At 72.3% G+C, this 25,344-nt stretch carries 24 protein-coding genes and 1 tRNA gene; 13 read left to right on the forward strand and 12 right to left on the reverse strand.

Translation table 11 applies throughout. The features are described 5' to 3' along the window. Positions 1 to 22: 22 nt before the first annotated feature. Positions 23 to 610, reverse strand: coding sequence for a TetR/AcrR family transcriptional regulator (locus AB0O53_RS05920; protein ID WP_350990316.1), 588 nt, complete (start codon positions 608 to 610; stop codon positions 23 to 25). Beyond that, on the reverse strand, positions 607 to 2,118 hold the full coding sequence (locus AB0O53_RS05925) for a 3-hydroxyacyl-CoA dehydrogenase (RefSeq protein ID WP_350990318.1): 1,512 nt from the start codon (positions 2,116 to 2,118) through the stop codon (positions 607 to 609). Before AB0O53_RS05925 ends, AB0O53_RS05920 begins: the two co-directional genes overlap by 4 nt. Before the next feature lie 124 nt (positions 2,119 to 2,242). Between AB0O53_RS05925 and paaN the strand changes: the two genes are divergently transcribed. Then, a complete protein-coding gene (gene paaN / locus AB0O53_RS05930) occupies positions 2,243 to 3,925 on the forward strand; it encodes a phenylacetic acid degradation protein PaaN (RefSeq protein ID WP_350990320.1) in 1,683 nt (560 codons plus the stop codon). Positions 3,926 to 3,962: 37 nt separating this feature from the next. On the opposite strand, the gene AB0O53_RS05935 is transcribed toward paaN, so the two are convergent. After that, complete coding sequence (locus tag AB0O53_RS05935; RefSeq protein WP_403136984.1) at positions 3,963 to 4,622, reverse strand: MerR family transcriptional regulator; 660 nt, start codon at positions 4,620 to 4,622, stop codon at positions 3,963 to 3,965. A 147-nt stretch (positions 4,623 to 4,769) separates the two neighbouring features. Between AB0O53_RS05935 and AB0O53_RS05940 the strand changes: the two genes are divergently transcribed. After that, positions 4,770 to 5,786 carry a hypothetical protein gene (locus AB0O53_RS05940; RefSeq protein ID WP_365193456.1) on the forward strand — a complete coding sequence of 339 codons (1,017 nt, stop codon included), beginning with the start codon at positions 4,770 to 4,772 and terminating at the stop codon, positions 5,784 to 5,786. On the opposite strand, the gene AB0O53_RS05945 is transcribed toward AB0O53_RS05940, so the two are convergent. Genes AB0O53_RS05945 through AB0O53_RS05955 form a run of 3 tightly spaced genes read right to left on the reverse strand, consistent with a single transcriptional unit; the run spans position 5,670 to position 8,367 of the window. Further along, a complete protein-coding gene (locus AB0O53_RS05945) occupies positions 5,670 to 6,452 on the reverse strand; it encodes a TrmH family RNA methyltransferase (protein WP_350990324.1) in 783 nt (260 codons plus the stop codon). The two genes, AB0O53_RS05940 and AB0O53_RS05945, sit on opposite strands and share 117 nt — an antisense overlap. Beyond that, positions 6,449 to 7,708, reverse strand: coding sequence for an HTTM domain-containing protein (locus tag AB0O53_RS05950; RefSeq protein WP_435886610.1), 1,260 nt, complete (start codon positions 7,706 to 7,708; stop codon positions 6,449 to 6,451). Before AB0O53_RS05950 ends, AB0O53_RS05945 begins: the two co-directional genes overlap by 4 nt. Then, positions 7,705 to 8,367 (reverse strand): DUF5819 family protein, encoded by a 663-nt coding sequence (locus AB0O53_RS05955; protein WP_350990328.1) that lies wholly within the window; start codon positions 8,365 to 8,367, stop codon positions 7,705 to 7,707. The genes AB0O53_RS05950 and AB0O53_RS05955 overlap by 4 nt, the downstream gene beginning before the upstream one ends. A gap of 135 nt (positions 8,368 to 8,502) precedes the next feature. On the opposite strand from AB0O53_RS05955, the gene paaA reads away from it, so the two are divergent. The 6 genes from paaA to AB0O53_RS05985 all read left to right on the forward strand — a co-directional run bounded on the left by paaA (position 8,503) and on the right by AB0O53_RS05985 (position 13,428). Then, entirely contained in the window at positions 8,503 to 9,552 is a 1,050-nt protein-coding gene (gene paaA / locus AB0O53_RS05960; protein WP_381752894.1) for a 1,2-phenylacetyl-CoA epoxidase subunit PaaA, read from the forward strand. Next, positions 9,549 to 9,833, forward strand: a complete 285-nt coding sequence (gene paaB / locus AB0O53_RS05965; protein ID WP_030026914.1) for a 1,2-phenylacetyl-CoA epoxidase subunit PaaB — start codon at positions 9,549 to 9,551, stop codon at positions 9,831 to 9,833. Before paaA ends, paaB begins: the two co-directional genes overlap by 4 nt. Continuing rightward, positions 9,830 to 10,567 carry a 1,2-phenylacetyl-CoA epoxidase subunit PaaC gene (gene paaC, locus AB0O53_RS05970; protein ID WP_350990333.1) on the forward strand — a complete coding sequence of 246 codons (738 nt, stop codon included), beginning with the start codon at positions 9,830 to 9,832 and terminating at the stop codon, positions 10,565 to 10,567. Before paaB ends, paaC begins: the two co-directional genes overlap by 4 nt. Further along, positions 10,561 to 11,070 (forward strand): 1,2-phenylacetyl-CoA epoxidase subunit PaaD, encoded by a 510-nt coding sequence (paaD, locus tag AB0O53_RS05975; RefSeq protein WP_350990335.1) that lies wholly within the window; start codon positions 10,561 to 10,563, stop codon positions 11,068 to 11,070. The genes paaC and paaD overlap by 7 nt, the downstream gene beginning before the upstream one ends. Beyond that, the gene (locus AB0O53_RS05980; protein WP_350990337.1) at positions 11,071 to 12,177 is read left to right on the forward strand and encodes a 2Fe-2S iron-sulfur cluster-binding protein; all 1,107 of its coding nucleotides are present in this window, start codon (positions 11,071 to 11,073) and stop codon (positions 12,175 to 12,177) included. It abuts the gene before it with no gap. Between the two features lie 108 nt (positions 12,178 to 12,285). Continuing rightward, positions 12,286 to 13,428, forward strand: a complete 1,143-nt coding sequence (locus AB0O53_RS05985; protein ID WP_350990339.1) for an acyl-CoA dehydrogenase family protein — start codon at positions 12,286 to 12,288, stop codon at positions 13,426 to 13,428. An 8-nt stretch (positions 13,429 to 13,436) separates the two neighbouring features. On the opposite strand, the gene AB0O53_RS05990 is transcribed toward AB0O53_RS05985, so the two are convergent. The 6 genes from AB0O53_RS05990 to AB0O53_RS06015 form a co-directional block, all read right to left on the reverse strand. Continuing rightward, positions 13,437 to 13,781, reverse strand: a complete 345-nt coding sequence (locus AB0O53_RS05990) for a rhodanese-like domain-containing protein (RefSeq protein ID WP_030647619.1) — start codon at positions 13,779 to 13,781, stop codon at positions 13,437 to 13,439. 84 nt (positions 13,782 to 13,865) lie between these two features. Continuing rightward, positions 13,866 to 14,729, reverse strand: a complete 864-nt coding sequence (locus AB0O53_RS05995) for a hypothetical protein (RefSeq protein WP_403136995.1) — start codon at positions 14,727 to 14,729, stop codon at positions 13,866 to 13,868. Positions 14,730 to 14,813: 84 nt separating this feature from the next. After that, a complete protein-coding gene (locus AB0O53_RS06000) occupies positions 14,814 to 16,241 on the reverse strand; it encodes a DUF2252 domain-containing protein (protein ID WP_350990341.1) in 1,428 nt (475 codons plus the stop codon). Between the two features lie 57 nt (positions 16,242 to 16,298). Then, positions 16,299 to 16,958 carry a response regulator gene (locus AB0O53_RS06005; RefSeq protein WP_350990343.1) on the reverse strand — a complete coding sequence of 220 codons (660 nt, stop codon included), beginning with the start codon at positions 16,956 to 16,958 and terminating at the stop codon, positions 16,299 to 16,301. A 9-nt stretch (positions 16,959 to 16,967) separates the two neighbouring features. Continuing rightward, positions 16,968 to 18,665, reverse strand: coding sequence for a sensor histidine kinase (locus AB0O53_RS06010; RefSeq protein ID WP_350990345.1), 1,698 nt, complete (start codon positions 18,663 to 18,665; stop codon positions 16,968 to 16,970). A gap of 253 nt (positions 18,666 to 18,918) precedes the next feature. Then, positions 18,919 to 19,001: transfer RNA gene (locus tag AB0O53_RS06015), tRNA-Leu, on the reverse strand. 292 nt (positions 19,002 to 19,293) lie between these two features. Between AB0O53_RS06015 and AB0O53_RS06020 the strand changes: the two genes are divergently transcribed. The 5 genes from AB0O53_RS06020 (at position 19,294) to AB0O53_RS06040 (ending at position 25,153) form a co-directional block, all read left to right on the forward strand. After that, positions 19,294 to 20,112: an FHA domain-containing protein gene (locus AB0O53_RS06020; protein ID WP_350990347.1), complete on the forward strand. Its 819-nt coding sequence runs from the start codon at positions 19,294 to 19,296 to the stop codon at positions 20,110 to 20,112. 10 nt (positions 20,113 to 20,122) lie between these two features. Continuing rightward, complete coding sequence (locus tag AB0O53_RS06025; RefSeq protein ID WP_030839213.1) at positions 20,123 to 20,626, forward strand: FHA domain-containing protein FhaB/FipA; 504 nt, start codon at positions 20,123 to 20,125, stop codon at positions 20,624 to 20,626. Positions 20,627 to 20,719: 93 nt separating this feature from the next. Further along, the gene (locus tag AB0O53_RS06030; RefSeq protein WP_403136998.1) at positions 20,720 to 22,237 is read left to right on the forward strand and encodes a PP2C family protein-serine/threonine phosphatase; all 1,518 of its coding nucleotides are present in this window, start codon (positions 20,720 to 20,722) and stop codon (positions 22,235 to 22,237) included. 28 nt (positions 22,238 to 22,265) lie between these two features. After that, entirely contained in the window at positions 22,266 to 23,690 is a 1,425-nt protein-coding gene (locus tag AB0O53_RS06035; RefSeq protein ID WP_350990351.1) for an FtsW/RodA/SpoVE family cell cycle protein, read from the forward strand. After that, the gene (locus AB0O53_RS06040; protein ID WP_365193460.1) at positions 23,687 to 25,153 is read left to right on the forward strand and encodes a peptidoglycan D,D-transpeptidase FtsI family protein; all 1,467 of its coding nucleotides are present in this window, start codon (positions 23,687 to 23,689) and stop codon (positions 25,151 to 25,153) included. Before AB0O53_RS06035 ends, AB0O53_RS06040 begins: the two co-directional genes overlap by 4 nt. Positions 25,154 to 25,344 lie beyond the last annotated feature (191 nt).

A 25,344-nucleotide genomic window follows, 5' to 3' on the forward strand; every position in this document is an offset into this window, starting at 1 on the left:
CGGCGACCGGCGGCCGGCCGGATCAGCGGCTGGTGCGCAGGCCGTCGAAGGCCATGTGGACGACGGCGTCCGCGAGTTGGTCCTGGCCCGTCCCCGGGTGCGGGCGGTACCACTCGACCAGCGAGTTCACCATCCCGAAGAGGAGGCGGGTGGCGAGGCGGATGTCCACGTCGGCCCGCAGGTCGCCGTCCGCGGCCGCGGCCTTGAGCAGCTCCGCGACCTGGTGGTCGAACTCGCGGCGGCGCTCCAGCGCCCACCGCTCGGTGCGGGTGTTGCCCCGGACCCGCAGCAGCAGCGTCACGTACGGCAGCTCGCCGACGAGCACCTCGACCGTGCGGCGCGTGACGTACTCGACGCGTTCGACGGCCCGGCCGCGGACCGCGCCCGGCTCCTCCAGGACGGCGAAGAGCCCGTCGAGGGCCCGGCTGACGGCTCGCCGCAGGAGCTCTTCCTTGCCCGTCACGTGGTGGTAGATCGAGGACTTGGAGATGCCGGCGGCCTTGGACAGGTGCTCCATCGAGGTGCCGTCGTAGCCGCGCTCGTTGAAGACCTGGACGGCCACCGACAGCAGGGTCTCGGGGGTGTAGGTGTCGCGCTTGGCCGTGGTCACTGCGTGCCCTCCTCGTCGCCGGCCGCGTAGCCCAGCTTGAACAGCGCCAGCGAGGGCGCGTACCGGCCGCCGGGGCAGCGCTCGTCGAGGTGGTGCAGCAGGTCGTAGGCCCAGTCCTGGCCGAGCCGGGCGTGCCATGCGGAGGGGCCCAGCGGGTAGTTCACGCCGAGCCGCATCGCGGTGTCGATGTCCTCGGCGGAGGCCACGCCGCGGGCGACGGCGTCGGCGGTGAGGTCGATCAGCATGGCGACGGTCCGGGCGACGATCATGCCGGGGACGTCGCCGATGACGGAGACCTGCTTGCCGAGCTTCTGGAACAGGCCGATCGCCTCGGAGAGGGTCCGCCCGCTGGTGTCCGCGCTGGCGGACAGCGCGATGCGGGTGGCTCCGCGGTAGTCGAGGGCGAGGTCGAAGTAGACGACGTCCGCGAACTCGACGGAGGTCTTGCCGTCCGCGAGCACCAGCTGCCCCTCGCCGGGGAGCTGGATGTACGGGCCCCCGTGCTCGGTGGCCGTGACCGCGATCCCGGCCTCCCGGAGCAGGTCGGCCAGCTCGGCGGCGGGGCCGAGGTCGCCGACGACGGTCACCTTCTCCGGCGCCTCCTCGGGCCCGGCGGTGTGCGGCTGCGCGGCGACCGCCTCGGGGCCGTACGGGTACCAGCCGTGCCCCGACTTGCGGCCCAGACGGCCCGACTGGACCAGCCGGCGCTGCGCGAGGGACGGGGTGAACTTGGGGCTGCGGAAGAAGGACTCCCACACGGAGCGGGTCACCGCCTCGTTGACGTCCTGGCCGATCAGGTCGGTCAGGGCGAAGGGGCCCATCTTGAAGCCGCCGCTCTCGCGGAGCACGGCGTCGATGGTGGCCGGGTCGGCTCCCTGCTCCTCGTACACCGCGAAGGCCTCGGCGTAGAAGGGTCGGGCGATCCGGTTGACGATGAAGCCGGGGGTGTCGGCGCAGCGGACCGGCGTCTTCCCCCAGCCGAGGACCGTGCGGTACGCGCGCTCGGCGGCGGCCGGGTCGGTCGCGGAGCCGCTGACCACCTCGACGAGGGGGAGCAGCGGGGCCGGGTTGAAGAAGTGCAGGCCGAGGAAGCGGCCGGGGTGCGCGAGGCCGGCGGCGAGCTCGGTGACGGAGAGGGAGGAGGTGTTCGTGGCGAGCAGCGCGTCCGGCCCGACCACCTCTTCGAGGGCGGCGAAGAGGGTCTGCTTGATCCCGACGTTCTCGACGACGGCCTCGATGACGAGGGCGGCCCCGGCGAGGTCCGCGAGGGCGCCGGCGGCCGCGATCCGGCCGGCCGTCTCCTCGGCCTCGGCCCGGTCCAGACGGCCCTTCGCGGCCATCCGCTCGACCCGGTCCTGAACGATCCCGACGCCGTCGGCGGCGAGGGAGGCGTCGATGTCGTAGATCAGCACGTGGTGACCTGCGAGAAGGGCGACCTGGGCGATGCCCTGGCCCATGGTGCCCGCGCCGACGACCGCCACAGTGCGGGACCGCTCGATTCCTGTCATGTCCTGATCCTCCCGCACCGACTTGTCCACAGGTCCGCCGGGCCCTCTTGTCCCGACCGATCGTTCGGTTACTCTAACTGCAGTCTGCTCTCCTTCGCCCGGCTCAACGAGGAGTTGGTCCCTGATGGCCGCCGAGCTCACCGTCCCCCAGCTGTCCGCCAAGCACCGGCCCACCCTGGACCAGGCCCTGTCGGCGATCCGCAGCCGTGCCTACTGGTCCCCCCATCCCGAGCACCCCAAGGCGTACGGCGAGACCGCCCCGGCCGACGGGCTCGCCGCCTTCGAGGCGCTCCGCGGCACGCGGATCGACCTCGGCCAGCCCGGCACCGACGGCTGGACGGGTTCCGAGAAGTCCCCGTACGGCCCGGAGCTCGGCGTCGAGTACCCGCACGTGGACCCGGACGTGCTGCTGCCCGCGATGAAGGCCGGCATGGCCGCCTGGCGCGACGCCGGACCCGAGGCGCGCGCCCTGGTCTGCATCGAGATCCTGTCCCGCATCTCCGCCCGGACCCACGAGTTCGCGCACGCGGTCATGCACACCAGCGGCCAGGCCTTCATGATGGCCTTCCAGGCGGGCGGCCCCCACGCGCAGGACCGCGGCCTGGAGGCCGTCGCCTACGCCTACGAGGAGCAGACCCGCGTCCCGGGGCAGGCCGACTGGTCCAAGCCGCAGGGCAAGAAGGACCCGCTGGAGCTCGGCAAGACCTTCACCCCGGTCCCCCGCGGCATCGCCCTCATGATCGGCTGCAACACCTTCCCGACCTGGAACGGCTACCCGGGCCTGTTCGCCTCGCTGGCCACCGGCAACCCGGTGCTGGTCAAGCCGCACCCGCGGGCCGTGCTGCCGCTCGCCCTGACCGTGAAGGTCGCGCGGGAGGTGCTCGCCGAGGCCGGCTTCGACCCGAACCTGGTGGCGCTCGCGGTCGAGCGTCCGGGCGAGGGCATCGCCAAGGACCTCGCCGTCCGCCCCGAGATCAAGCTGATCGACTACACCGGGTCCACGGAGTTCGGCGACTGGCTGGAGGCCAACGCCCGTCAGGCGCAGGTCTACACGGAGAAGGCGGGCGTCAACACGGTCGTCCTGGACTCCACCGACAACTACAAGGGGATGCTGGCCAACCTGGCCTTCTCCCTGTCGCTCTACAGCGGCCAGATGTGCACCACCCCGCAGAACCTGCTGATCCCGCGCGACGGCATCGCCACCGACGCCGGCCACAAGTCCTACGACGAGGTCGTGGCCGACCTCGCGGCCTCGGTCGGCGGCCTGCTCGGCGACGACGCCCGGGCCAACGCGCTGCTCGGCGCGCTGGTCAACCCGGACGTCAGGACCCGCCTGGAGGCGGCGGCCTCGCTCGGTGAGGTGGCTCTGGCCTCCCGCGAGGTCACCAACCCCGAGTTCCCGGACGCGGTCGTCCGTACGCCGGTGATGGTCAAGCTGGACGCCGCCAAGCCGGACCCTGAGGCGCCCTTCCTCTCCGAGTGCTTCGGCCCGGTCTCCTTCGCGGTGGCCGTGGACTCCACGGCGGACGCGCTCGACCTGCTGCGCCGCACCGTGCGCGAGAAGGGCGCCATGACCGTGGGCGCCTACACCACCTCCGCGGACACCGAGCGGGCCCTGGAGGAGGTCTGCCTGGAGGAGTCCGCGCAGCTCTCCCTGAACCTGACCGGCGGGGTCTACGTCAACCAGACCGCGGCCTTCTCGGACTTCCACGGCTCCGGCGGCAACCCTGCGGCCAACGCCGCGCTGTGCGACGGCGCCTTCGTCTCGAACCGCTTCCGCGTGGTGGAGGTCCGCCGCCAGGCGTAGCCCCTGTCGTGACGGCCCCGCCCGGCCCGGTCCCGGGTCAGGCGGTGGACGCCTCCTCCCCGAAGGTGCGGAAGGAGGCGTCCGCCTGGGCCATCCTGCGCAGGGCGGCGAAGATCGCGTCGCCCAGCACCGTACCGACGACCACCGCCTCGACGAGGTCCTCGCGCGCCACCCGGCGGGCGGTGTAGTCGAGGTCCGCGCGGCCCACGCGCCCGGCCGCCTCCGCGTAGTCGTCGAGCACGTCCATGAAGCCGCCGTGCCCCACCCGCTGGAGCGAGGCGAGAGCGGTCACCAGCGCCTCCGCGGCCCGGTGGCCGCTCGCGATCCGCCAGCCGCGGTCCTCGATCAGCCGCGCCACCCGCGCCCGCGCCAGCACGGTCTCCGCGTCCTCCGCGCCCCCCGCACCCCCGTCGCCGCCGGTTCCGCCGGCTCCGTCGCCGCTCGCGCCGCCGCCGCCGTATTCGGGCACCAGGCGCTGGGCCGCCGCGCCCAGCAGGTTGTGCACCGGCCCGTCCCCGTCGTCGACGGCGGCGAGGACCTCGCCGATGGCAGCCAGCGAGAGCCCGCCCACCTCCAGCAGCGCGCGGACCAGCCGCAGCCGGCGCTCGTGCGCGTCCCCGTAGCTGGCCTGGTTGGGGCTCGTCAGCTCCCCGGCGGGCAGCAGCCCCTCCCGCAGGTAGTACTTGATCGTCGGCACCGGGACTCCGGTCCGGCGGCTCAACTCTCCGATGCGCACGTGCGTTCACCCTGATTTCTCTTGCCCGGCTCACCCCCATCATAGATAGTGGCACTATCAGATAGCAGACAGTGCCGCTATCCATTCATGACGGGGGTATGAATGCTGATGTCGTCCTGGCGTACCTGGCACCGCCCGCTGGTGGTGTTCGCCCTGGTGATGGCCTTATGGGCGGTCGGCTCGGCCGTCGGACTCGCGGTCGACGACCGCGTGCTGACAGGGGCGCCGATCTGGGCCAAGCCGTTCAAGTTCTCGATCTCGTTCGTCGCCTACTGCCTCGCCCTGGCCTGGATGATCTCGCTGCTGGGCGAGGACCGGCCGCGGCTGCGCCGGACCGCCTGGTGGGCCGGCACCACCGTGGCCGTCGCGAGCGCCGTGGAGATGGTGCTGATCACCCTCCAGGTGCTGCGCGGGGTGCGCAGCCACTTCAACAGCGCCACGCCCTTCGACACCCAGGTCTACTCGCTCATGGGCAACACCGTGGTCGTGCTGTGGCTCGGCACACTCGTCGTGGCGGCCCTGCTCTGGCGCGCGAGGACCGCCGACCGGGCCACGGCCTGGTCGATCCGGATCTCCACCGTCCTCGCGCTGACCGGCGCCGGGCTGGGGTTCCTGATGTCCCTGCCGACGCCCGAGCAGCAGCGCAGGGAAGCCGCCGGCGTGCGGCTCCTGGAGAGCGGCGCGCACAGCGTGGGCGTGCCCGACGGCGGTCCCGGCATGTTCCTCACCGGCTGGTCCACCACCGGAGGGGACCTGCGCATCCCGCACTTCTTCGGCATGCACGCCCTCCAGCTGCTGCCGCTGCTCGTGCTCGCCCTGGCCGCGCTCGCCCCGCACCACGCCCGGCTGCGCGACGAACGGGTGCGGGTGCGGCTGGTCCTCACGGCCGGCGCGGTGTACGCAGGGGTGCTCGCCCTGCTGACCTGGCAGGCACTGCGCGGCCAGTCCCTGGTCCGTCCCGACGGGGCGACGCTCGGCGCGGACGCGGCGGTGCTGGCCGGGGGAGTCCTAGGAGTCCTCGTCGCCCTGTTCGGCCGCCGCCGGGGGACCGCCCCAGTGGAAGAGGGTCATGGCCACGCTGGTGGCGAGGTTGTAGCTGGAGACCTGGGGGCGCATCGGCAGTGACACCAGGTGGTCGGCCCGCGCGCGCAGCTCGGGCGAGATCCCGTGCCGCTCCGAGCCGAAGGCCAGCAGCGCGTCGTCCGGGAGGGTGAGGCCGCGGATGTCCTCGCCCTCCGGATCGAGCGCGTAGAGCGGCCCGGGCGGCAGCTCCTCCAGCGCGAGGCGTTCGACGGTGGTGGCGTAGTGCAGGCCGGCCCCGGCCCGGACCACGTTCGGGTGCCAGGGGTCGAGGTCGCCGCGGGTCACCACGCCGGTGGCGCCGAAGCCGGCCGCGAGGCGGACGACGGCCCCGACGTTGCCGAGGTTGCGCGGGTTGTCGAGGACGACGACGGGCGCCGGCCGGGGCATCCGTCCCAGGCCCGCGAGGCCCGCCGCCCGGTCGGGCCGTACGGCGAGGGCCGCGACCCCGGTGGGGTGGACGCGGGGCAGCAGCTCCTTGAGCACGGCCGGCCGCACCAGGCGGGCCACCTCGGCCTCGACGTCCGGAGCCAGCTCGCGGGCCAGTTCCCGTACGGCCCCGGGGTCGTCGGCGAGGACCCCGCGCACGTCGGCCCCGAAGCGGAGCGCGTGCTTGAGCGCGTGGAACCCGTCGAGGAGCACGAGGTCATCCCGGCCGGCGTCCTCCCGCCACTGCCGCACCGTCTCGTCCGCACCCGCCCGCTCGCTCATCCCCCGACCCTACGGCCCTCCGGCTCCGCTTCCGGATCCGGCCGCGACTGCGGCTCCGGCTGTGGCTGCGACTGCGACTGCGGGTCCGGCTCCGCACGGGCACCCGGCACCGCACCCGCGACCGCGACCGGGCGGAGGCCGAGCCCGTGCGCGAGCACCCGCCGCCGGGAGGCGACCCGCGCGCCGAGCCACACGAGGAAGCCGGTCGGCAGGAAGACGGCGTCGGCGGCGATCATCGCCAGCGAGAAGAACGGCAGCCCCAGCAGCACCGCGATGCCCGCGTGCTCCAGCATCATCAGGGCCAGCAGCACGTTCTTGATCCGCCGGTTGAAGAGCGTGAACGGAAAGGCCACCTGCACCGCCACGGTGCCGTACGACAGCAGCATCACCAGCGTCCCGCTGCCCGCCAGCAGCCCGGACAGCGCCGGCCACGGGGTGAAGTAGTCCAGGCCCAGGGGGTAGTACAGCGCCGTCCCGTCCTGCCACCGCGAGCCCTGGATCTTGTACCAGCCGGCCGTCGCGTAGATCAGGCAGACCTCCGCCATGATCACCAGCATGCCCGCGTTGTGCAGCAGGTTGGCGAGGACGTCCAGGACCGCCCGGCCCTCGCCCTCCGGATCGTGGCGGTCGACCGTCCACCACAGGCCGCAGACCACCCACAGCGCAGCGAACGCCGCGAGCCAGCCGTCGCTGAACCTCCCGGTGGCCGCCCCGTACGCGAAGAACGCCCCCAGCACCCCCCACAGCACGGGCCCGGCCGCCCCGGCCGTCGCGGTGCCCCGCGTCCGCGCCCTGCGCGCGTCCAGCGACCACACCTGCGCGCACCGGGTCAGCACCAGGTAGATCGCGACCAGGTGGATGACGTTGTCCCCGCCGTCGCCCATGAACACGCTGCGGTTCTGCAGGGACAGCACGCCGATCATGAAGACCACGGACGTCGCCCTGGTCCGCCAGCCCAGCAGCAGGCCGACGCTCGCCAGCACGGCCACGGCGTAGACGGCCTCGAACCACAGGGTCGAGCCCGACCACGTCAGGACGGTGAAGGCGCCGTTGGAGTCGAGCAGCCGCTGCGCCAGGTCGAGGCTCCACGGCCCGTCGGGGCCGTACAGCTCGGCCCGGTGGGGGAACTCCCGCAGCAGGAAGAAGAGCCAGGTACCGGCGAAGCCGATGCGGACGACGGCGCTCTGGTACGGGCCCAGCGCCTGCCCGCTGACCGTGGCGACGGCCCGTGCCAGTGCGGCGCGGGCCCGTCTCACACCTTCCACCACGGCAGCTCCCGGTAGTAGGTCTGGGTGTCGGTGGTCTCGGTGCTCCACTGCGGCGCGGGCACGGCCGTCGTCGCCGAGCGCATCTGGATCCGCAGGATGCGCCCGCCCTCGTGGGCCGGGGCGAGCCGGTTCACCGCGATCCGGCGCAGGTACTCCTCGGAGAGCTCGCCGCGCTCGCCGACGGGCTTCTCGTTCTCGTCGTGGGAGCCGGTGTAGAAGTCCCAGGCCCGGCGCAGCTCGTTCTGCTCGGTGTGGCTCGGCAGCAGGCTGTGCCGGATCGCCGCGGCGTCCTCGGCGCTCAGGTCCCGCCAGCCGGTGGTGATCAGCTCGCCGCCGGCGGTGCGGACCTCGGCCCGCACCTCCACGGCGATGTTCTGCTGGAGCGGGTTGGGCGCGAAGAGCTTCCAGTTCTGTTCGAACTCGGGATAGATCCAGGCGTCGATCGTCCGCGCGTGCTGCTTGCTGACCGTGTTGGAGGGGGCCACGTGCAGGAAGACGAGTGCGAGGTGCGTGCACGCGGCGATCCCCACGGCGCCCAGGGCCAGGGCCGTCACGACCCGGTACGGGGTCGACAGACCGGCGATTCCGGGCGCCCTGGGGGGTCGCGGAGCGGCCTCCTCGGCGAGCTCGTGCCCGTTCGAATCCATCCCGCCCCGATCGTCCGGCGTCCACAGGGTTGACCACAGAGGTTGACACCCTACGGGCCGCCGTCTCACCATTGAAGCGATGGAACCGAACGATCGGTCGGTCGGGCGGACGCAGACTCTGAGCAAGGGGCCGGAATGGTGGCAGTGACCCCGGAAACGGGCCCGGACACGGCCCTGGGGACAGACGGGACGGACGGGACGGGCATGACGGCTGACCTGGGCGCACAGCTCGCGGCGGCGTTCGACGCCGCCGTGGCGGCGGACGAGCGCGTGGAGCCGCGGGACTGGATGCCCGAGCAGTACCGCGCCTCCCTGGTCCGGCAGATGGCCCAGCACGCCCACTCCGAGATCATCGGCATGCAGCCCGAGGCCAACTGGATCACCCGCGCGCCCTCGCTGCGCCGCAAGGCGATCCTGATGGCCAAGGTGCAGGACGAGGCGGGCCACGGCCTGTACCTCTACAGCGCCGCCGAGACCCTCGGGACCAGCCGCGACGAGCTCCTCGACAAGCTCCACTCGGGGAAGCAGAAGTACTCCTCGATCTTCAACTACCCCACCCTGACCTGGGCGGACGTCGGCGCGATCGGCTGGCTCGTGGACGGCGCGGCGATCACCAACCAGGTCCCGATCTGCCGCTGCTCCTACGGGCCCTACGCCCGCGCCATGGTCCGGATCTGCAAGGAGGAGTCCTTCCACCAGCGTCAGGGCTTCGAGCTCCTCATGGCCCTGTCCAAGGGCACCGAGGCCCAGCACGCCATGGCCCAGGACGCGGTCGACCGCTGGTGGTGGCCCTCGCTGATGATGTTCGGCCCGCCGGACGACGAGTCGGCGCACTCGGCGCAGTCCATGGCCTGGCGCATCAAGCGCCACTCCAACGACGAGCTGCGCCAGCGGTTCGTGGACATCGCCGTCCCGCAGGCCGAGTCCCTCGGCCTGACCCTGCCCGACCCGGACCTGAAGTGGAACGAGGAGCGCGGCCACCACGACTTCGGCGCCATCGACTGGGCCGAGTTCTGGGACGTGCTCAAGGGCAACGGCCCGTGCAACGAGCAGCGCATCGGCCAGCGGCGCCGGGCCCACGAGGAAGGCGCCTGGGTGCGCGACGCGGCCGCCGCGTATGCGCAGAAGCAGGCGGCACAGCAAGCGGCGAAGCACGCCGGACAGAACGAGGAGGCACGGGTATGACGCAGAACTGGCCCCTGTGGGAGGTGTTCGTGCGTTCGCGCCGCGGCCTCTCGCACACGCACGCGGGAAGCCTGCACGCCCCCGACGCGGAGATGGCCCTGCGCAACGCCCGCGACCTCTACACCCGGCGCAACGAGGGCATCTCAATCTGGGTGGTCCCCTCCACCGCGATCACCGCCTCCTCGCCGGACGAGCGGGACCCCTTCTTCGCCCCGTCCGCCGACAAGCCGTACCGGCACCCCACCTTCTACGACATCCCGGAGGGAGTGAGCCACCTGTGACCGGCACCGACACCCACGCCGCCTCCGTCACCGCGGCGGCCCTCGCCCTCGGCGACGACGCGCTGATCCTCTCCCACCGCCTCGGCGAGTGGGCGGGGCACGCCCCCGTCCTGGAGGAGGAGGTCGCCCTCGCCAACATCGCGCTCGACCTGCTCGGCCAGGCCCGCATCCTGCTGTCCATGGCCGGCGACGAGGACGAGCTGGCGTTCCTGCGCGAGGAGCGGTCCTTCCGCAACCTCCAGCTGGTCGAGCAGCCGAACGGCGACTTCGCCCACACCATCGCCCGCCAGCTCTACTTCTCCCTCCACCAGCACGAGCTCTACGCGGAACTCGCCCGCGGAGAAGGCCCGTTCGCGCCGCTCGCGGCCAAGGCCGTCAAGGAGACGGCGTACCACCGCGACCACGCCGAGCAGTGGACCCTGCGGCTCGGCGACGGCACCGACGAGAGCCGTACCCGCATGCAGGCCGCGCTGGAGGCCCTGTGGAAGTTCACGGGGGAGCTCTTCCAGCCGGTGGAGGGCGTCGACGGCGTGGACTGGGCCGCCCTCGAAGAGCGCTGGCTGGCCGCCCTGAGCGAGGTCGTCGGGCGGGCCGGGCTCACCCTGCCCGAAGGACCGCGCACCGGCGCCTGGGCGGCCGGAGCCGGCCGTCAGGGCCTGCACACCGAGTCCTTCGGCCGGATGCTGGCCGAGATGCAGCACCTCCACCGCAGCCACCCGGGGGCGTCATGGTGACCACCGCCGACGTCCCGGCCACCCGCCTGGAGGCCGAGCTGGCCGAGCTGGCCGGATCCGTCCCGGACCCGGAACTGCCGGTGCTCACCCTCGGCGAGCTGGGCGTGGTGCGCGGTGTGCGGATGCACGAGGACGGCCACGCCGAGGTCACCCTCACGCCCACCTACACCGGCTGCCCGGCCATCGAGGCCATGTCCGCCGACATCGAGCGGGTCCTGACCGGCCACGGCATCCCCGAGGTGCGGGTGACCACCGTGCTGGCCCCGGCCTGGTCCACGGACGACATCAGCGCCGAGGGCCGCCGCAAGCTGGCCGAGTTCGGCATCGCCCCGCCCCGGCCGCACGCGGCCGGCGGGCCCGTCCCGGTGACCCTGTCCGTCCGCTGCCCGAACTGCGGATCGACCGACACCGAACTGCTGAGCCGCTTCTCCTCCACCGCGTGCAAGGCGCTGCGCCGCTGCACCGCCTGCCGCGAACCGTTCGACCACTTCAAGGAGCTGTAGATGGCCGCCCCCCGCCACGGCGCGTTCCACCCGCTGACGGTGGCGGAAGTCGACCGGCTCACCGACGACTCGGTGGCACTGGCCCTGCGGGTCCCCGAGGAGCTGCGCGAGGACTACCGGCACGCCCCCGGCCAGCACCTGACGCTGCGCCGCACCGCCCCCGACGGCGGCACCGAGGTGCGCCGCACCTACTCGATCTGCTCGCCCGCGCCCACGGCCGACGGCCCGGGCCCGGCGCTGCTGCGGGTCGGCGTGCGCCTCGTGGAGGGCGGCGAGTTCTCCACCTTCGCGCACAAGGAGATCGCGGCCGGCGACGTGCTGGACGTCATGGTCCCGGCCGGGCGCTTCGTCCTGGACCCCGCCGCCGCCCCCGCCTCCGGGCACTACGCCGCGATCGTCGGCGGCAGCGGGATCACGCCCGTGCTGTCGATCGCCGCGAGCCTGCTGGCCGCGCGGCCCGACGCCCGCTTCTGCCTCGTGCGCAGCGACCGTACGGCCGCTTCCACGATGTTCCTGGAGGAGGTCGCCGACCTCAAGGACCGCTATCCGTCGCGGTTCCAGCTGGTGACGGTCCTCTCCCGGGAGGAGCAGGAGGCGGGTCTGCCCTCCGGCCGGCTGGACGAGGAGCGGCTGGCCTCCCTGCTGCCCGCGCTGCTGCCGGTGGCGGAGGTCACGGGCTGGTTCCTGTGCGGGCCCTACGGCCTGGTGCAGGGAGCGGAGCGCGCCCTGGGCTCGCTCGGCGTCGCCCGGAACCGGGTGCACGAGGAGATCTTCCACGTCGAGGACACCACCCCCGCGCCGGCCCGCGCGACGGCATCGGCGGCGGCCACGCACGGCCGGGTCACCGCGCGGCTCGACGGGCGCTCCGGCACCTGGCCCGTCCAGGACGGCGAGTCGCTGCTGGACGCGGTGCTCCGCAACCGCGCGGACGCCCCGTACGCCTGCAAGGGCGGCGTCTGCGGCACCTGCCGGGCGTTCGTGGTGTCGGGCGAGGTCCGGATGGACCGCAACTTCGCCCTGGAGGCCGAGGAGACCGACGCCGGCTTCGTCCTGGCCTGCCAGTCGCACCCGGTCACCGAGGAAGTGGAGATCGACTTCGACCGCTAGGGGCTGCCACGCCCCGGCCCCGGCGCTGTCCTCCCTGCCCTCCCCTGTCCATTTACAGGAACGTGTTCTATCTTGACGCACCGTCAGGTCAGAACGGGAGGACAGGCAGTGGACTTCACCTTCACCGAGGAGCAGCGGGCCGCCGTCGAGGCGGCCAGGGCCGTGTTCGCGGACGTCGCACCCGACGGCGTGCCCAGCCCGGCGCTCACCCCGGGCGCCGTCGCCGACGACTTCGACCGCCCGCTGTGGGCCAAGCTCGCCGCGTCCGACCTGCTCGGCCTCGTCCTCGCCGAGGAACACGGCGGCGCGGGCCTGGACACCATCGCCCTGTGCCTCGTGCTGCGCGAGGCCGCCCGGGTGCTGGCCCGCGTCCCGCTGCTGGAGCACTGCGCCACCGCCATGGCCGTCCAGGCCCACGGCAGCCCCGAACTGGCCGCCGCCCTGCTGCCCGGCGCCGGACGCGGCACGCTCGTCCTCACCGCGGCCGCCCACGGCCGCTCCGGCCACGACCCCGCCGAACTCGCCGTCACCGCACGGCTCGACGGGGAAGCCTGGATCCTGGAAGGCACCCAGACCGCCGTCCCCTGGGCGCACACCGCCGACTGGATCGCCGTACCGGCCCACACCGGCGAGGGCGAGTCCGTCCTCGCCCTCGTCCCGCGCACCGCCGGGGGCCTCGCCCTCGCCGAGCAGGTCTCCACCACCGGGGAACGGTTCGCCGAACTCGCCCTGGACGGCGTGCGGGTGGAGCGCAGCCATCTGATCGACACCCCGGAGGCCTGGGAGCGGCTCCGCCAGGTCCTCACCACCGGCACCTGCGCCCTCGCGCTCGGCCTCGGCGAGGGCGTGCTCGGCATGACGAGCCAATACACCAGCAAGCGGGAGCAGTTCGGCTTCCCGGTGGCCACCTTCCAGGCGGTGGCCGTCCAGGCGGCCGACCGCTACATCGACCTGCGCGCCATGGAGGTCACCCTGTGGCAGGCCGCCTGGCGGCTCGACGCCGCCACGGGCGGCGCCGGCGGTCCGCTGCCGATCGCGGGTGACGTGGCGGTCGCCAAGATCTGGGCCTCGGAGGGCGTACGCAGGGTCGTACAGACGGCCCAGCACCTGCACGGCGGCTTCGGCGCCGACACCGACTACCCGCTGCACCGCTATCACGCCTGGGCCAAGCAGCTGGAGCTCCAGCTCGGCCCGGCGGCCGCGCACGAGGAGGCCCTGGGCGACCTGCTGGCCGCCCACCCCCTCGCCTGATCCCGGACCTAGAGGACGAAGGCCGGGTTCCCGCTGTCCGTCACCATCGGGCGCCCGGCACCGTCCCAGGCCTGCATCCCGCCGTCGACGTTCACGGCGTCGATGTCCTGGCGCACCAGGTACTGGGTGACCTGAGCGGAGCGCCCGCCGACCCGGCACATCACGTACACGCGGCGGCCGTCCTCGACGGCCTCCGTCAGCTCGCCGAAGCGGGCGACGAAGTCGCTCATCGGGATGTGCAGAGCGCCCTCGACGTGGCCGGCCGCCCATTCGTCGTCCTCACGGACGTCGAGGACAAAGCCTTCGGAGGGCACCGCGGCGGCATCCACCGAGGGAAGCGGTCCGAAGTTCATAACTGTCGCCTTCTCTCTTCACGGGTCTGCGGCCAACCTATCCGACCCGCTGCCCCGGCCACGTCCCCGAGGGACGCCCCGGTCTCACTCGGCGGCGAGCTCGGCCGCCAGCTCCGCCTCACGCTCGGAGACCTGTGCCAGCAGCTGCTCCGCGATCTCCTCCAGCAGCCGGTCGGGGTCGTCGGGAGCCATCCGCAGCATCGACCCGATCGCGCTCTCCTCCAGCTCCTTCGCCACGAGCGACAGCAGCTCCTTGCGGCGCGCCAGCCACTCCAGCCGGGCGTACAGCTCCTCGCTCTCACCGGGCGCGGCCGCCTCGGGCACCGGCCCGGCGGCCCACTCCTCGGCCAGCTCGCGCAGCAGCCCCTCGTCGCCCCGCCCATACGCGGCGTTGACCCGCGCGATGAACGCGTCGCGGCGCTCCCGCTCGCCCTCCTCCTGGGCCAGGTCGGGGTGGGCCAGGCGGACCAGCTCACGGTAGAGGCGGCGTACCTCCTCGGAGGGCCGCACCCGCTCCGGCGGCCGCACGGGCCGGTCGGTGAGCATCGCGGCGGCGTCGTCGGAGATGCCCTCCGAGCCCAGCCAGTCGTGGAAGAGCTCGTCCACCCCGGGCATCGGCATCACCAGCGAGCGCGCGTCCCGGGCCCGCCGGAGATCCTCGGCGTCGCCGGTGCGCGCCGCCTTCGCCTCGGCGATCAGCGCGTCCAGCTCGTCGAGCCGCGTGTACATGGGGCCGAGCTTCTGGTGGTGCAGGCGGGAGAAGTTCTCCACCTCCACGCGGAAGGTCTCCACCGCGATCTCGAACTCGATCAACGCCTGCTCGGCGGCCCGTACGGCCCGCTCCAGGCGCGCCTCGGGGCGTTCCTCGGAACGCTCCTCACCGGTGACGGCGGAGTCGCCGGATCCGCCGGGGACTGTCTGTTCAGGCTGCTCGGTCTGCTCGCTCACCCGGCCAGGGTACGGCCCGGCCGCGCGGGCGATGTTTCACGTGAAACACCGCCCGTCGCGCAGCGACCTGCGCGGCTGCGCGACCTACACTCCGCTCTCCGCGGCGATCCGGCCGGCCCGCACCGCGGCCACCAGGTCGGCGTGGTCGGCCTCGGTCCGGTCGGCGTAGGCCACGGCGAATGCCGCCATGGCCTCGTCCAGCTCGTCGTTCTTCCCGCAGTAGCCGGCCAGCAGCCGGGGATCGACGCTGTGCGCGTGGGCCCGGGCCAGCAGTGCTCCGGTCATCCGCCCGTAGTCGTCGATCTGGTCCGGGGCCAGTGCCGCCGGGTCGACGCTGCCCTTGCGGTTGCGGAACTGGCGGACCTGGTAGGGACGCCCCTCCACCGTGGTCCAGCCCAGCATGATGTCGGAGACCACCTGCATCCGCTTCTGCCCGGCCACCACCCGGCGGCCCTCGTGCTCCTCCGGGAGCGAGGTGAAGCCCAGCCCGGGCAGGTGCGGGAGCAGCACCGAGGGCCGGGCCTCCTTGACCTGGAGGACCAGCGGTTCGCCCCGGTGGTCCAGCAGCAGGACCACGTACGAGCGGGTACCGACGCTCCCGGTGCCCACCACGCGGAAGGCCACGTCGTGGATCGCGTAGCGGGCCAGCAGGGGCAGCCGGTCGCCCTGAAGGGTCTGCAGGTAGGGACCGAGCGAGGCGGCCACGGCCGCCGCCTCCCCGTCCGTGACGCGGCGCAGCACGGGCAGCGCGTCGACGAAGCGGCGGGCTCCGTCGGGGCCCGTCTCGGTCGACTTCGTCGCGAACCGCGCGGAGGTGTTGTTGCGGGCCTTCTCCGAGACCCGCTCCAGGGTGCCCAGCAGATCGCGGGCGTCGGCGTGCGAGACCAGTTCCTCGTCCGCGATGGCGTTCCAGGCGTCGAGCGCGGGCAGCTTGGCCAGCAGCCGCATGGTCCGCCGGTAGGCGCCCACGGAGTCCAGCGCTGCAGCCCGGCAGGTGTCCTCGTCCGCCCCGGCCACCCGGCCGGCCAGCACCAGCGAGGCCGCCAGGCGCTTGACGTCCCACTCCCACGGACCGAACACGGTCTCGTCGAAGTCGTTCAGGTCGATGACGAGCCGGCCGCGCGCGTCCCCGTACAGGCCGAAGTTGGCCGCGTGGGCGTCGCCGCAGATCTGCGCCCCGACGCCCGTCACCGGACCGCCGGACAGGTCGTGCGCCATCAGCCCGGCCGCCCCGCGCAGGAACGCGAAGGGGTTCGCGGCCATCCGGCCGACGCGTATGGGCGTCAGCTCGGCCACCCGCCCGGCGTTGGACTCCTCCACCGCCCGCACCGCGTCCGGCCGCCCGGCCGGCATCGTGAAGCCCGCGTGCGCCGCCCGCGGCACACGGGTGCGCAGCGCCTTGCCCGCCTCCTTCGGCGAGTCCGCCACCACGCGCGGCGCGAACCCCGCCACGTCCGGAATCCGCTGTCCCGCTGTCGCCGCCATCGGAGCCGCCCCCACCCGTTCGTTCATGTGATCGCTTCGAGAACGGGCTGACCGTATCGACAGCCCGGCATTCCTGGCCAGCGGCTACAGACCGGCGTCCCTGGCCAGCAGCGCCGCCTGGACCCGGTTCTCACAGCCCAGCTTCGCCAGGATCCGGCTCACGTACGTCTTCACGGTGGCTTCGCTCATGTGCAGACGGCGGCCCGCGTCCGCGTTCGACAGGCCCTCCCCGAGCAGCGCCAGCACCCCCCGCTCGCGCTCGCTCAGCTCGGCGAGCCGCCGGCGGGCCTCCTCACCGCGCGCGGCGGCCTTCCCCGACGCCAGCTGGTCCACCACGTGCCGGGTGGCCCCCGGCGAGAGGTAGGCGTCCCCCGCGGCGGCCGCCCGGACCGCCCCGATCAGCTCGCCCGGCGCCGAGTCCTTCAGCAGGAAACCGGCCCCGCCCTGGCCCAGCGCCCGCAGCACGTTCTCCTTCTCGCCGAAGGTGGTCAGGATCAGGGCCCGCACCTCCGGAGCGGCCCTCCGCAGCTCGCCCAGCGCGGTCAGACCGTCCATCACCGGCATCTGGATGTCGAGCAGCACCACCTCGGGGGCGTGCGAGCGGGCCAGCTCCACCGCCTCCCGGCCGTTCGCCGCCTCGGCGACGACCTCGATGTCCGGCGCCGACGTCAGGATCATCCTGATCCCGGCCCGGATCAGCGGCTCGTCGTCGGCGATCACCACTCTGATCACTTCGGCTGTCACCCCGTGCTCCTACTGCTTGACCTCGTACGCCTGCTTGTCCACGAGCTTGCCGTCCAGGAAGCAGAACCGGAAAACCAGGTCCGTGGTCAGTGTGTTGGGCTGGTCGTCGGCCAGCAGCACCAGGCACTCGGAGCCCTCCGGCCGCAGCGGCCCCTTGCGGTCCGCCCCCGCGGTCAGGAAGCTCCCGCCGCTCGGCAGCCGCCCGCGGACCGACTGCTCGCTCTCGCCCACGTGCACCGCGTCGTACTCGTCCCGGCCGATCATCGAGTCGCTCGCGGTGTCCATCAGCATCAACGCCGCGACGACCATCACGATCACCAGCACCACCACGGCCGCGAAGGCGATCCCGCACCCCACCGCGATCCCGCCCGCGCGGCTGGGCACCCGTACGGCCAGTTCCCGGTCCACCGCCGCCCAGTCCATCGGCTGCTGCTCGCCGCGCCGCCCCCGTACCGGCGGCTGGGCGCCCTTCTGGGCCTGCGCCCGCTGGCCGAAGTCGTCGGCCACGTCCTGGGCGCCGGCCGGCTCCGTGCCGTACGGGAGCACGCCGGCCACCCGGAACCCGCCGCCGTCGGCCGGGCCCGCGTGCACCATGCCGCCGACCAGCCGGGCCCGCTCGCGCAGCCCCGTCAGGCCCTGCCCGCCCGACACCACGTCCTCGCCCGGCCCGGCCGACGGCCCGTTGGCGATCTCCACCACCAGCGAGTCGTCCTCGTAGCGCAGCTCCACCGTGATCGGCGCCCCCGGAGCGTGCTTGTAGGCGTTCGTCAGCGCCTCCTGCACGATCCTGTAGGCGGCGTGGTCGCAGGCCGCGACCAGCGGCCTCGGCCGCCCCGAGGTCGTCAGCCGCACCTGGGTGCCCGCACCCCGCGCCGCCTCCACGACCTCCGCGATTCCGGCCACGCCGCGCGCCGCGGGCTGGGCCTCCTCCACCGGGGCGGGCGCCTCCACGCCGTCGCGCAGGATGCCGACGACCTCACGCAGTTCGTGCATCGCGGACACCGAGGCCTGCCGCAGCACGCCCACGGCCTCCCGCTGACGGTCGGTGAGCTCGGGATCCACCTCCAGCGCACCCGTGTGGACGGAGATCAACGCCAGCTGGTGGCCGAGACTGTCGTGCATGTCCTGGGCGATGCGCTGGCGCTCGCGCAGCCGCGCCTGCCCGGCGACCATGGCCCGCTCGCGCAGCAGCTGGCCGTTGCGCTCGTGCAGCGCCGACAGCAGGGTGCGGCGCTGCGACCAGTACCGGCTGGCGAGCCCCGGCATCACGGTGACGACCAGGAACATCAGCGTGGAGAAAACGATCACCAGCAGCGGCCGCATCTGCGACCACTGGTCCAGGACGCTGAGGGCGATCGACAGGACGAAGGCCAGCGTGAAGGCGCCGAGCGCCCGGCCCACTCCGACGATCCGCCGCCCGGCCGACCAGCCGAGCAGCGGCAGGACGAAGAACAGGCCCGGCAGGACGGCACTCAGCGCCGAACCCGTCACGAGCGTCGTCGCCGGCAGCCGCAGGCGCAGCAGGGCCAGGACGACCACGACGACGGCGCTCAGCAGCATGCGCTGTCCGGACCCCCGGTCGAGTTCCTCGACGCCCAGTCCGAGGATGGCCAGCACACCCGCGAGGGCGAGGTCGCCGGCCAGCATCCGCCCCGTCCACGGCTCGGGGCCCCGCAGCCAGTCCCAGCCCGCCCGTGTCTTCGCCATCACATCCACGCGCCCGACCCTAGACACCCGTCCCCCGCCCCGGCCGTCTTCTTTCGTCTCACCCGGGGCGACGAAAGTCGGATCCCGTGGGAGCCTCCGGCCCCGGACACCCCTGCGAGGGGTTCGGTCGTGACCGACGCCACACACCGGACGCCGGACATCGCTCGCCGGTGCGTTCCGGGTCACGCGCACCGGGTCGGGACAATGCGAAACGGCCGCCACCGCTTTCGCAGTGACGACCGTCTCGTCGATGTGGGCGAGGGGGGATTTGAACCCCCACGTCCCGAAGGACACTGGCACCTGAAGCCAGCGCGTCTGCCGTTCCGCCACTCGCCCGAGCAGCGTCCCAGTGGTCTTCCCTTTCGGGCCGTTCCCCTGGCGACGTCGAAACATTAGCACGTAGAACGGGGTGGGTTCACATCGCTTTCCCCGGGGGCATACGCCCCGGCGTGGACTGCCCCTCCCGCACTCCGCTCTCGGTGCGGGACACTGTTCCCGGAGCGCCCCTACGATCCCTTGTGAGGACCAACACTCGTCCTCACAGGAGCGATGGGGAACCACCCGAATCCGCCACGCGTGGATACGATCAGTAAGCAGTACAGGGCGACAACGACGGAGGAGGTGCCCCATGGGAGTTCTGAAGCGGTTCGAGCAGCGACTCGAAGGTCTGGTGAACGGCACCTTCGCCAAGGTCTTCAAGTCCGAGGTCCAGCCGGTGGAGATCGCCGGAGCCCTCCAGCGGGAGTGCGACAACAACGCCACCATCTGGAACCGCGAGCGGACCGTCGTCCCCAACGACTTCATCGTGGAGCTCAGCGCCGGCGACTACGACCGCCTGAGCCCCTACTCCGGGCAGCTCGGCGACGAACTCGCGGGCCTCGTCCGCGACTACGCCAAGCAGCAGCGGTACAGCTTCATGGGGCCCATCAAGGTCCACCTGGAGAAGGCCGAGGACCTCGACACCGGGCTCTACCGGGTCCGCAGTCGCACCCTCGCCTCCAGCACCTCCCAGCCGCAGGGGGCGCCGCCGTCCCCGGCGAGCGGCTACGGCTACCCGCCGGTCGCCGCACCGCCCATGCCCGCCGGCCCGCCCCCGGGCGGACCCGGTGCCCGACGGCCCGCCCCCGGCGGCCCCGGAGCACCGGCCCCGGCGGGATCCGGCGGCCCGCGGCGGCACTGGATCGAGATCAACGGCACCCGCCACCAGATCTCGCGCCCCACGCTCGTACTCGGCCGAAGCACGGAAGCCGACGTGCGGATCGACGACCCCGGCGTCTCGCGCCGGCACTGTGAGATCCGGACCGGAACGCCCTCGACGATCCAGGATCTCGGGTCCACCAACGGCATCGTGGTGGACGGGCAGCACACCACCCGCGCTACGCTCCGCGACGGCTCGCGGATCGTCGTGGGCAGCACCACCATCATTTACCGGCAAGCCGAAGGGTGAAGCGGGGGCAATGTCAGAGCTGACCCTGACGGTCATGCGGTTGGGTTTCCTGGCCGTTCTGTGGCTGTTCGTCATCGTGGCCGTCCAGGTCATCCGCAGCGATCTCTTCGGTACGAGAGTGACCCAGCGCGGCTCCTCCCGCCGCGGCGGCGCCGGCGGCGCCCCGCAGCAGGGCGGCGGCCGCCAGGCCGCTCCTCCGCAGCAGCGCCAGCGTCGCGGTGCGCCGACCAAGCTCGTCGTCTCCGAGGGCATCCTCACGGGTACCACCGTGGCCCTCGCCGGACAGACGATCACGCTGGGCCGCGCCCACGACTCCACGATCGTGCTGGACGACGACTACGCGTCCAGCCGCCATGCCAGGATCTACCCCGACCGTGACGGCCAGTGGATCGTCGAGGATCTCGGGTCCACCAACGGCACGTATCTCGACCGGACCCGGCTGACCACCCCGACGCCCATTCCGCCGGGCGCACCGATCCGCATCGGCAAGACCGTCATCGAGCTGCGGAAGTAGTACGAGAATGAGCGAGCGGAGCGAGCGAGCGGTGGTGATCCGTGCCACCGAGGACACGGACACGGGCGCGCTCCCGACCGGAGGGTGGGCAGTGTGGCTCGAGACCGGTTGTACCCGGAGGAAGCTTCGTCGACAGGGCAGGTGCGCATGAGTCTGTCCCTGAGGTTCGCAGCCGGATCCCACAAGGGCATGATCCGCGAGGGGAACGAGGACTCCGGTTACGCCGGCCCGCGTCTGCTCGCGATCGCCGACGGCATGGGCGGCCAGGCCGCCGGCGAGGTCGCGAGTTCCGAGGTGATCTCCACCCTCGTGCAGCTCGACGACGACGTCCCGGGCTCCGACATCCTCACCTCCCTCGCCACCGCCGTGCAGCGCGCCAACGACCAGCTGCGCGTCATGGTCGAGGAGGACCCCCAGCTCGAAGGCATGGGCACCACCCTCACCGCCCTGCTGTGGACCGGCCAGCGCCTCGGCCTCGTCCACGTCGGCGACTCCCGCGCCTACCTGCTCCGCGACGGCGTCCTCACGCAGATCACCCAGGACCACACCTGGGTGCAGCGCCTCGTCGACGAGGGCCGCATCACGGAGGAGGAGGCGACGACCCACCCGCAGCGCTCCCTCCTGATGCGCGCGCTGGGCAGCGGCGACATCGTCGAGCCCGACCTCTCCATCCGTGAGGTCCGCGCCGGCGACCGCTACCTGATCTGCTCCGACGGGCTCTCCGGCGTGGTCTCCCACCAGACGCTGGAGGAGACCCTCGCCGACTACCACGGCCCCCGCGAGACCGTGCAGTCCCTGATCCAGCTCGCCCTGCGCGGCGGCGGACCCGACAACATCACCTGCATCGTCGCCGACGTCCTCGACACCGACAGCGGCGACACCCTCGCCGCCCAGGTCAGCGACACCCCGGTGGTCGTCGGCGCGGTCGCCGAGAACCAGCACCAGCTCTTCGACGGCGGCAACGCCATGCAGACCCCGGCCGGCCGCGCCTCCGGGCTCGGCCGCCAGGCCCCGCCGCCCGCGGGCGCCTTCGGTCCCCCCGGCAGCGGCGACGCCTCCGGATACGGGTACGGCGAGCACGGCCAGGGCGGCGGCGCCGGCTACGGCTCCTTCGGCGAGGCCGACGGCTACGACGGCGGCTCCGGCTACGAGGACACGTACGACCACCCCCGCAGGCGCCGCAGCAAAGGGCGCAAGTGGACCACCCGCACCCTGACCCTGCTCGTCGTCGCCGGTGTCATCGGCGGCGGCCTCTACGCCGGCTGGCGCTGGACCCAGACCCAGTTCTACGTCGGCGTGAAGGGCGAGCACGTCGCACTCTTCCGCGGCATCAGCCCGAAGCTCGGACCGCTGGAGCTCTCCAAGGTGGAGACCGACCGCCCCGACATCGAACTGAAGTACCTGCCGCCCTTCAAGCGGAAGCTGGTCGAGGCCACCATCAGCGAGGGCAGCCTCGACGGTGCCCGCAAGAAGCTGGACGACCTCGGCGTCCAGGTCTCCGCCTGCAAGAAGGACGAAGAGCGCAGAGGCGCCGAGGCGCAGAACAGCCAGTCACCCGGCCCCAGCCTGACTCCCGAGGAGCAGCAGCTGGTCGGCCTGTGCGGAAAGTAGCCCGCGGGCACAGGGGGCCTGCCACACCATGAGCGTTGTCACCAATACGACCACCATCGGCGCCATCGAGCTGCCGAGCCGGCGGAACACCGAGCTCCTGCTGCTCGCGTTCGCCGTGGTCATCCCGATCTTCGCCTACGCCAACGTGGGTCTGGCGATCCACGGCAAGCTGCCCCCCGGCATGTTCGTCTACGGGGCGGGCTTCGCCGTCCTCGCCGGCATAGCGCACTTCGTCGTGCGCCGGTACGCGAAGTACTCCGACCCGCTGCTGCTGCCGCTCGCGACCCTGCTGAACGGCCTGGGCGTCGTCCTGATCTGGCGCCTGGACCAGTCCGAGCGCCTGCAGAACCTCGCCAAGCGCAGCTTCGGCGCCTTCTCGCCCTCCGCGCCCCGCCAGATGATGTACACGGCCCTGGCGATCGCCCTGTTCGCCGCCGTGCTGCTGATCCTCAAGGACCACCGCGTCCTGCAGCGGTTCACCTACATCTCCATGGCCGGCGCCCTGGTGCTGCTGATCCTGCCCGTCGTCCCGGGCCTGGGCGCCGACGTCTTCGGCGCCAAGATCTGGATCAGCGTCGGCGGCTTCTCCATCCAGCCCGGCGAGTTCGCGAAGATCGTCATCGCGATCTTCTTCGCCGGCTACCTGATGGTGAAGCGCGACGCGCTCGCGCTGGCCAGCCGCCGCTTCATGGGCCTCTACCTGCCCCGCGGCCGCGACCTCGGCCCGATCCTGATGATCTGGGCGATGAGCCTGCTGGTCCTGGTCTTCGAGAACGACCTCGGCACCTCGCTGCTCTTCTTCGGCATGTTCGTGATCATGCTGTACGTGGCCACCGAGCGCACCAGCTGGATCGTCATCGGCCTGCTGATGTCGGTCGGCGGCGCGGTCGTGGTGGCCTCCTTCGCCAGCCACGTCCAGGCCCGCGTCAACGCATGGCTCGACCCCTTCGGCTGCTACGCCACCTCGGGTGCCTGTGAGCAGGTCGGCCAGTCGATCATGAGCTTCGGCTCGGGCGGGGTGCTCGGCGCGGGATGGGGCCAGGGCAACTCCGACCTCATCGGCTTCGCCGCCAACTCCGACTTCATCTTCTCCACCGTCGGCGAAGAGCTCGGCCTCTCCGGCGTGATGGCCTTCCTGCTGGTCTACGGGCTCATCATCGAGCGGGGCGTCCGCACCGCCCTCGCCGCCCGCGACCCCTTCGGCAAGCTCTTCGCCATCGGTCTCTCCGGCGCCTTCGCGCTCCAGATCTTCGTCGTCGCCGGCGGAGTCATGGGGCTCATCCCCCTCACCGGCATGACGATGCCCTTCCTCGCATCCGGCGGTTCCTCCGTCCTCGCGAACTGGATCCTCATCGCCGTCCTCATCCGGATCAGCGACACCGCCCGCCGACCGGCACCGGCCCCGGCCCCGTCCCCCGACTCCGAGATGACCCAGGTGGTCCGCCCGTCATGAACAAGCCCCTGCGCCGCATCTCGCTGTTCTGCGGGCTGCTCGTCCTCGCGCTGCTGATCCGGACCAACTGGCTGCAGTACGTCCAGGCCGAGGAACTCAGCACGCGCAAGGAGAACCGACGGGTCCAGATCGCCCAGTACGCGACCGAGCGCGGCAACATCATCGTCCAGGGCGAGCCGATCACCGGCTCCGCGGTCACCGACGGCAGCGACTACAAGTACAAGCGCACCTACAAGGACGGGGCGCTCTGGTCCCCGGTCACCGGGTACGCCTCGCAGGCCTTCGGTGCCACCCAGCTCGAATCCCTCGAGGACGGCATCCTCACCGGCAACGACGACCGGCTGTTCTTCGACCGCACCATCGGCATGTTCACCGGCGAGAAGAAGCAGGGCGGCAACGTCGTCACGACGCTGAACCGCGCCGCACAGCAGGCCGCCTTCGAGAAGCTCGGCAGCAAGAAGGGCGCGGTCGCGGCCATCGACCCGCGCACCGGTGCCATCCTCGCGCTGGTCTCCACGCCCTCGTACGACCCCACCAGCTTCGCCGGCAACTCCACGGCGGACGGCAAGGCCTGGAACGAGCTGAAGGACAGCGAGGACAAGAAGCTCGTCAACCGCGCCCTGCGCGAGACCTACCCGCCCGGCTCCACCTTCAAGGTGGTCACCGCCGCGGCCGCCCTGGAGCACGGCGTGGTCGACAAGATCGACGACCCGACGGACACCCCCGAGCCGTACATCCTCCCGGGCACCAAGACCCAGCTGCCCAACTCGCACACCGGCTGCGAGAAGGCCAGCCTGAACGAGGCGCTGCGCATCTCCTGCAACTCCGTCTTCGCGAACCTCGGCGACAAGGTCACCCGCGACAAGATGGTCGAGACGGCCGAGAAGTTCGGCTTCAACAATGACAAGATCGACACCCCGGTCCGCGCCTTCGCCAGCGTCTACGACAAGAAGATGGGCCGGGACGGCAACGCCCAGAGCTCGATCGGGCAGTTCAACACCGCCGCCACCCCGCTGCAGATGGCCATGGTCACGGCGGCGATCGCCAACAACGGCAAGCTGATGAAGCCCTACATGGTGGACAACCTCACGGCCCCCAACCTGGACATCATCGAGAAGCACGAGCCGCAGGAGATGAGCCGGCCCCTCTCCCCGGGCAACGCGCAGAAGGTCCGGGAGATGATGGTCAACGTCGTCAACAAGGGCACCGGCGACAAGGCCCAGATCAAGGGCGTGACCGTCGGCGGCAAGACCGGCACCGCCCAGCACGGCGAGGGCAACAAGAAGCGCCCGTACGCCTGGTTCATCTCCTACGCCGAGAACCCGGACGGCACCTCGCCCGTCGCCGTCGCCGTCGTCATCGAGGACAGCGAAGGCACCGCCCGTGACGACATCAGCGGTGGCGGTCTCGCCGCTCCCGTCGCCAAGGCGGTCATGGAAGCGGTGCTCAACGGCCAGAAGTGAACGGGGGATCACGGACCGGGCGACGTGACGCGCGTCACTGAATCCGGTCCGGATCCGCGCGTACGGTACCGGTCCAGTATCAGCCTGTGGCCACGAACCGATCACGGACGATCGGCCGGTAGCCTTTGCGCGAACAGCACACCGCCGGACCACACACAGGTGCGGTCGGGACTGACGGAGAGGGCTGCAAC

The sequence above is a fragment of the Streptomyces erythrochromogenes genome, from assembly GCF_040684695.1.
Taxonomy (GTDB): domain Bacteria; phylum Actinomycetota; class Actinomycetes; order Streptomycetales; family Streptomycetaceae; genus Streptomyces; species Streptomyces erythrochromogenes_C.

Excerpts from the sequence above, each read along its gene's own strand:
- AB0O53_RS05980 (WP_350990337.1), top strand. The coding sequence starts at position 11,071 with ATGGCCGCCCCCCGCCACGGCGCGTTCCACCCGCTGACGGTGGCGGAA.
- AB0O53_RS05990 (WP_030647619.1), bottom strand. The coding sequence starts at position 13,781 with ATGAACTTCGGACCGCTTCCCTCGGTGGATGCCGCCGCGGTGCCCTCC.
- paaB (WP_030026914.1), top strand. The coding sequence starts at position 9,549 with ATGACGCAGAACTGGCCCCTGTGGGAGGTGTTCGTGCGTTCGCGCCGC.
- AB0O53_RS06035 (WP_350990351.1), top strand. The coding sequence starts at position 22,266 with ATGAGCGTTGTCACCAATACGACCACCATCGGCGCCATCGAGCTGCCG.
- AB0O53_RS05940 (WP_365193456.1), top strand. The coding sequence starts at position 4,770 with ATGTCGTCCTGGCGTACCTGGCACCGCCCGCTGGTGGTGTTCGCCCTG.
- AB0O53_RS06020 (WP_350990347.1), top strand. The coding sequence starts at position 19,294 with ATGGGAGTTCTGAAGCGGTTCGAGCAGCGACTCGAAGGTCTGGTGAAC.
- AB0O53_RS06025 (WP_030839213.1), top strand. The coding sequence starts at position 20,123 with ATGTCAGAGCTGACCCTGACGGTCATGCGGTTGGGTTTCCTGGCCGTT.
- AB0O53_RS06000 (WP_350990341.1), bottom strand. The coding sequence starts at position 16,241 with ATGAACGAACGGGTGGGGGCGGCTCCGATGGCGGCGACAGCGGGACAG.
- paaA (WP_381752894.1), top strand. The coding sequence starts at position 8,503 with ATGGTGGCAGTGACCCCGGAAACGGGCCCGGACACGGCCCTGGGGACA.
- AB0O53_RS06040 (WP_365193460.1), top strand. The coding sequence starts at position 23,687 with ATGAACAAGCCCCTGCGCCGCATCTCGCTGTTCTGCGGGCTGCTCGTC.
- AB0O53_RS05925 (WP_350990318.1), bottom strand. The coding sequence starts at position 2,118 with ATGACAGGAATCGAGCGGTCCCGCACTGTGGCGGTCGTCGGCGCGGGC.
- AB0O53_RS06010 (WP_350990345.1), bottom strand. The coding sequence starts at position 18,665 with ATGGCGAAGACACGGGCGGGCTGGGACTGGCTGCGGGGCCCCGAGCCG.
- AB0O53_RS05955 (WP_350990328.1), bottom strand. The coding sequence starts at position 8,367 with ATGGATTCGAACGGGCACGAGCTCGCCGAGGAGGCCGCTCCGCGACCC.
- AB0O53_RS05945 (WP_350990324.1), bottom strand. The coding sequence starts at position 6,452 with ATGAGCGAGCGGGCGGGTGCGGACGAGACGGTGCGGCAGTGGCGGGAG.
- paaD (WP_350990335.1), top strand. The coding sequence starts at position 10,561 with ATGGTGACCACCGCCGACGTCCCGGCCACCCGCCTGGAGGCCGAGCTG.
- paaN (WP_350990320.1), top strand. The coding sequence starts at position 2,243 with ATGGCCGCCGAGCTCACCGTCCCCCAGCTGTCCGCCAAGCACCGGCCC.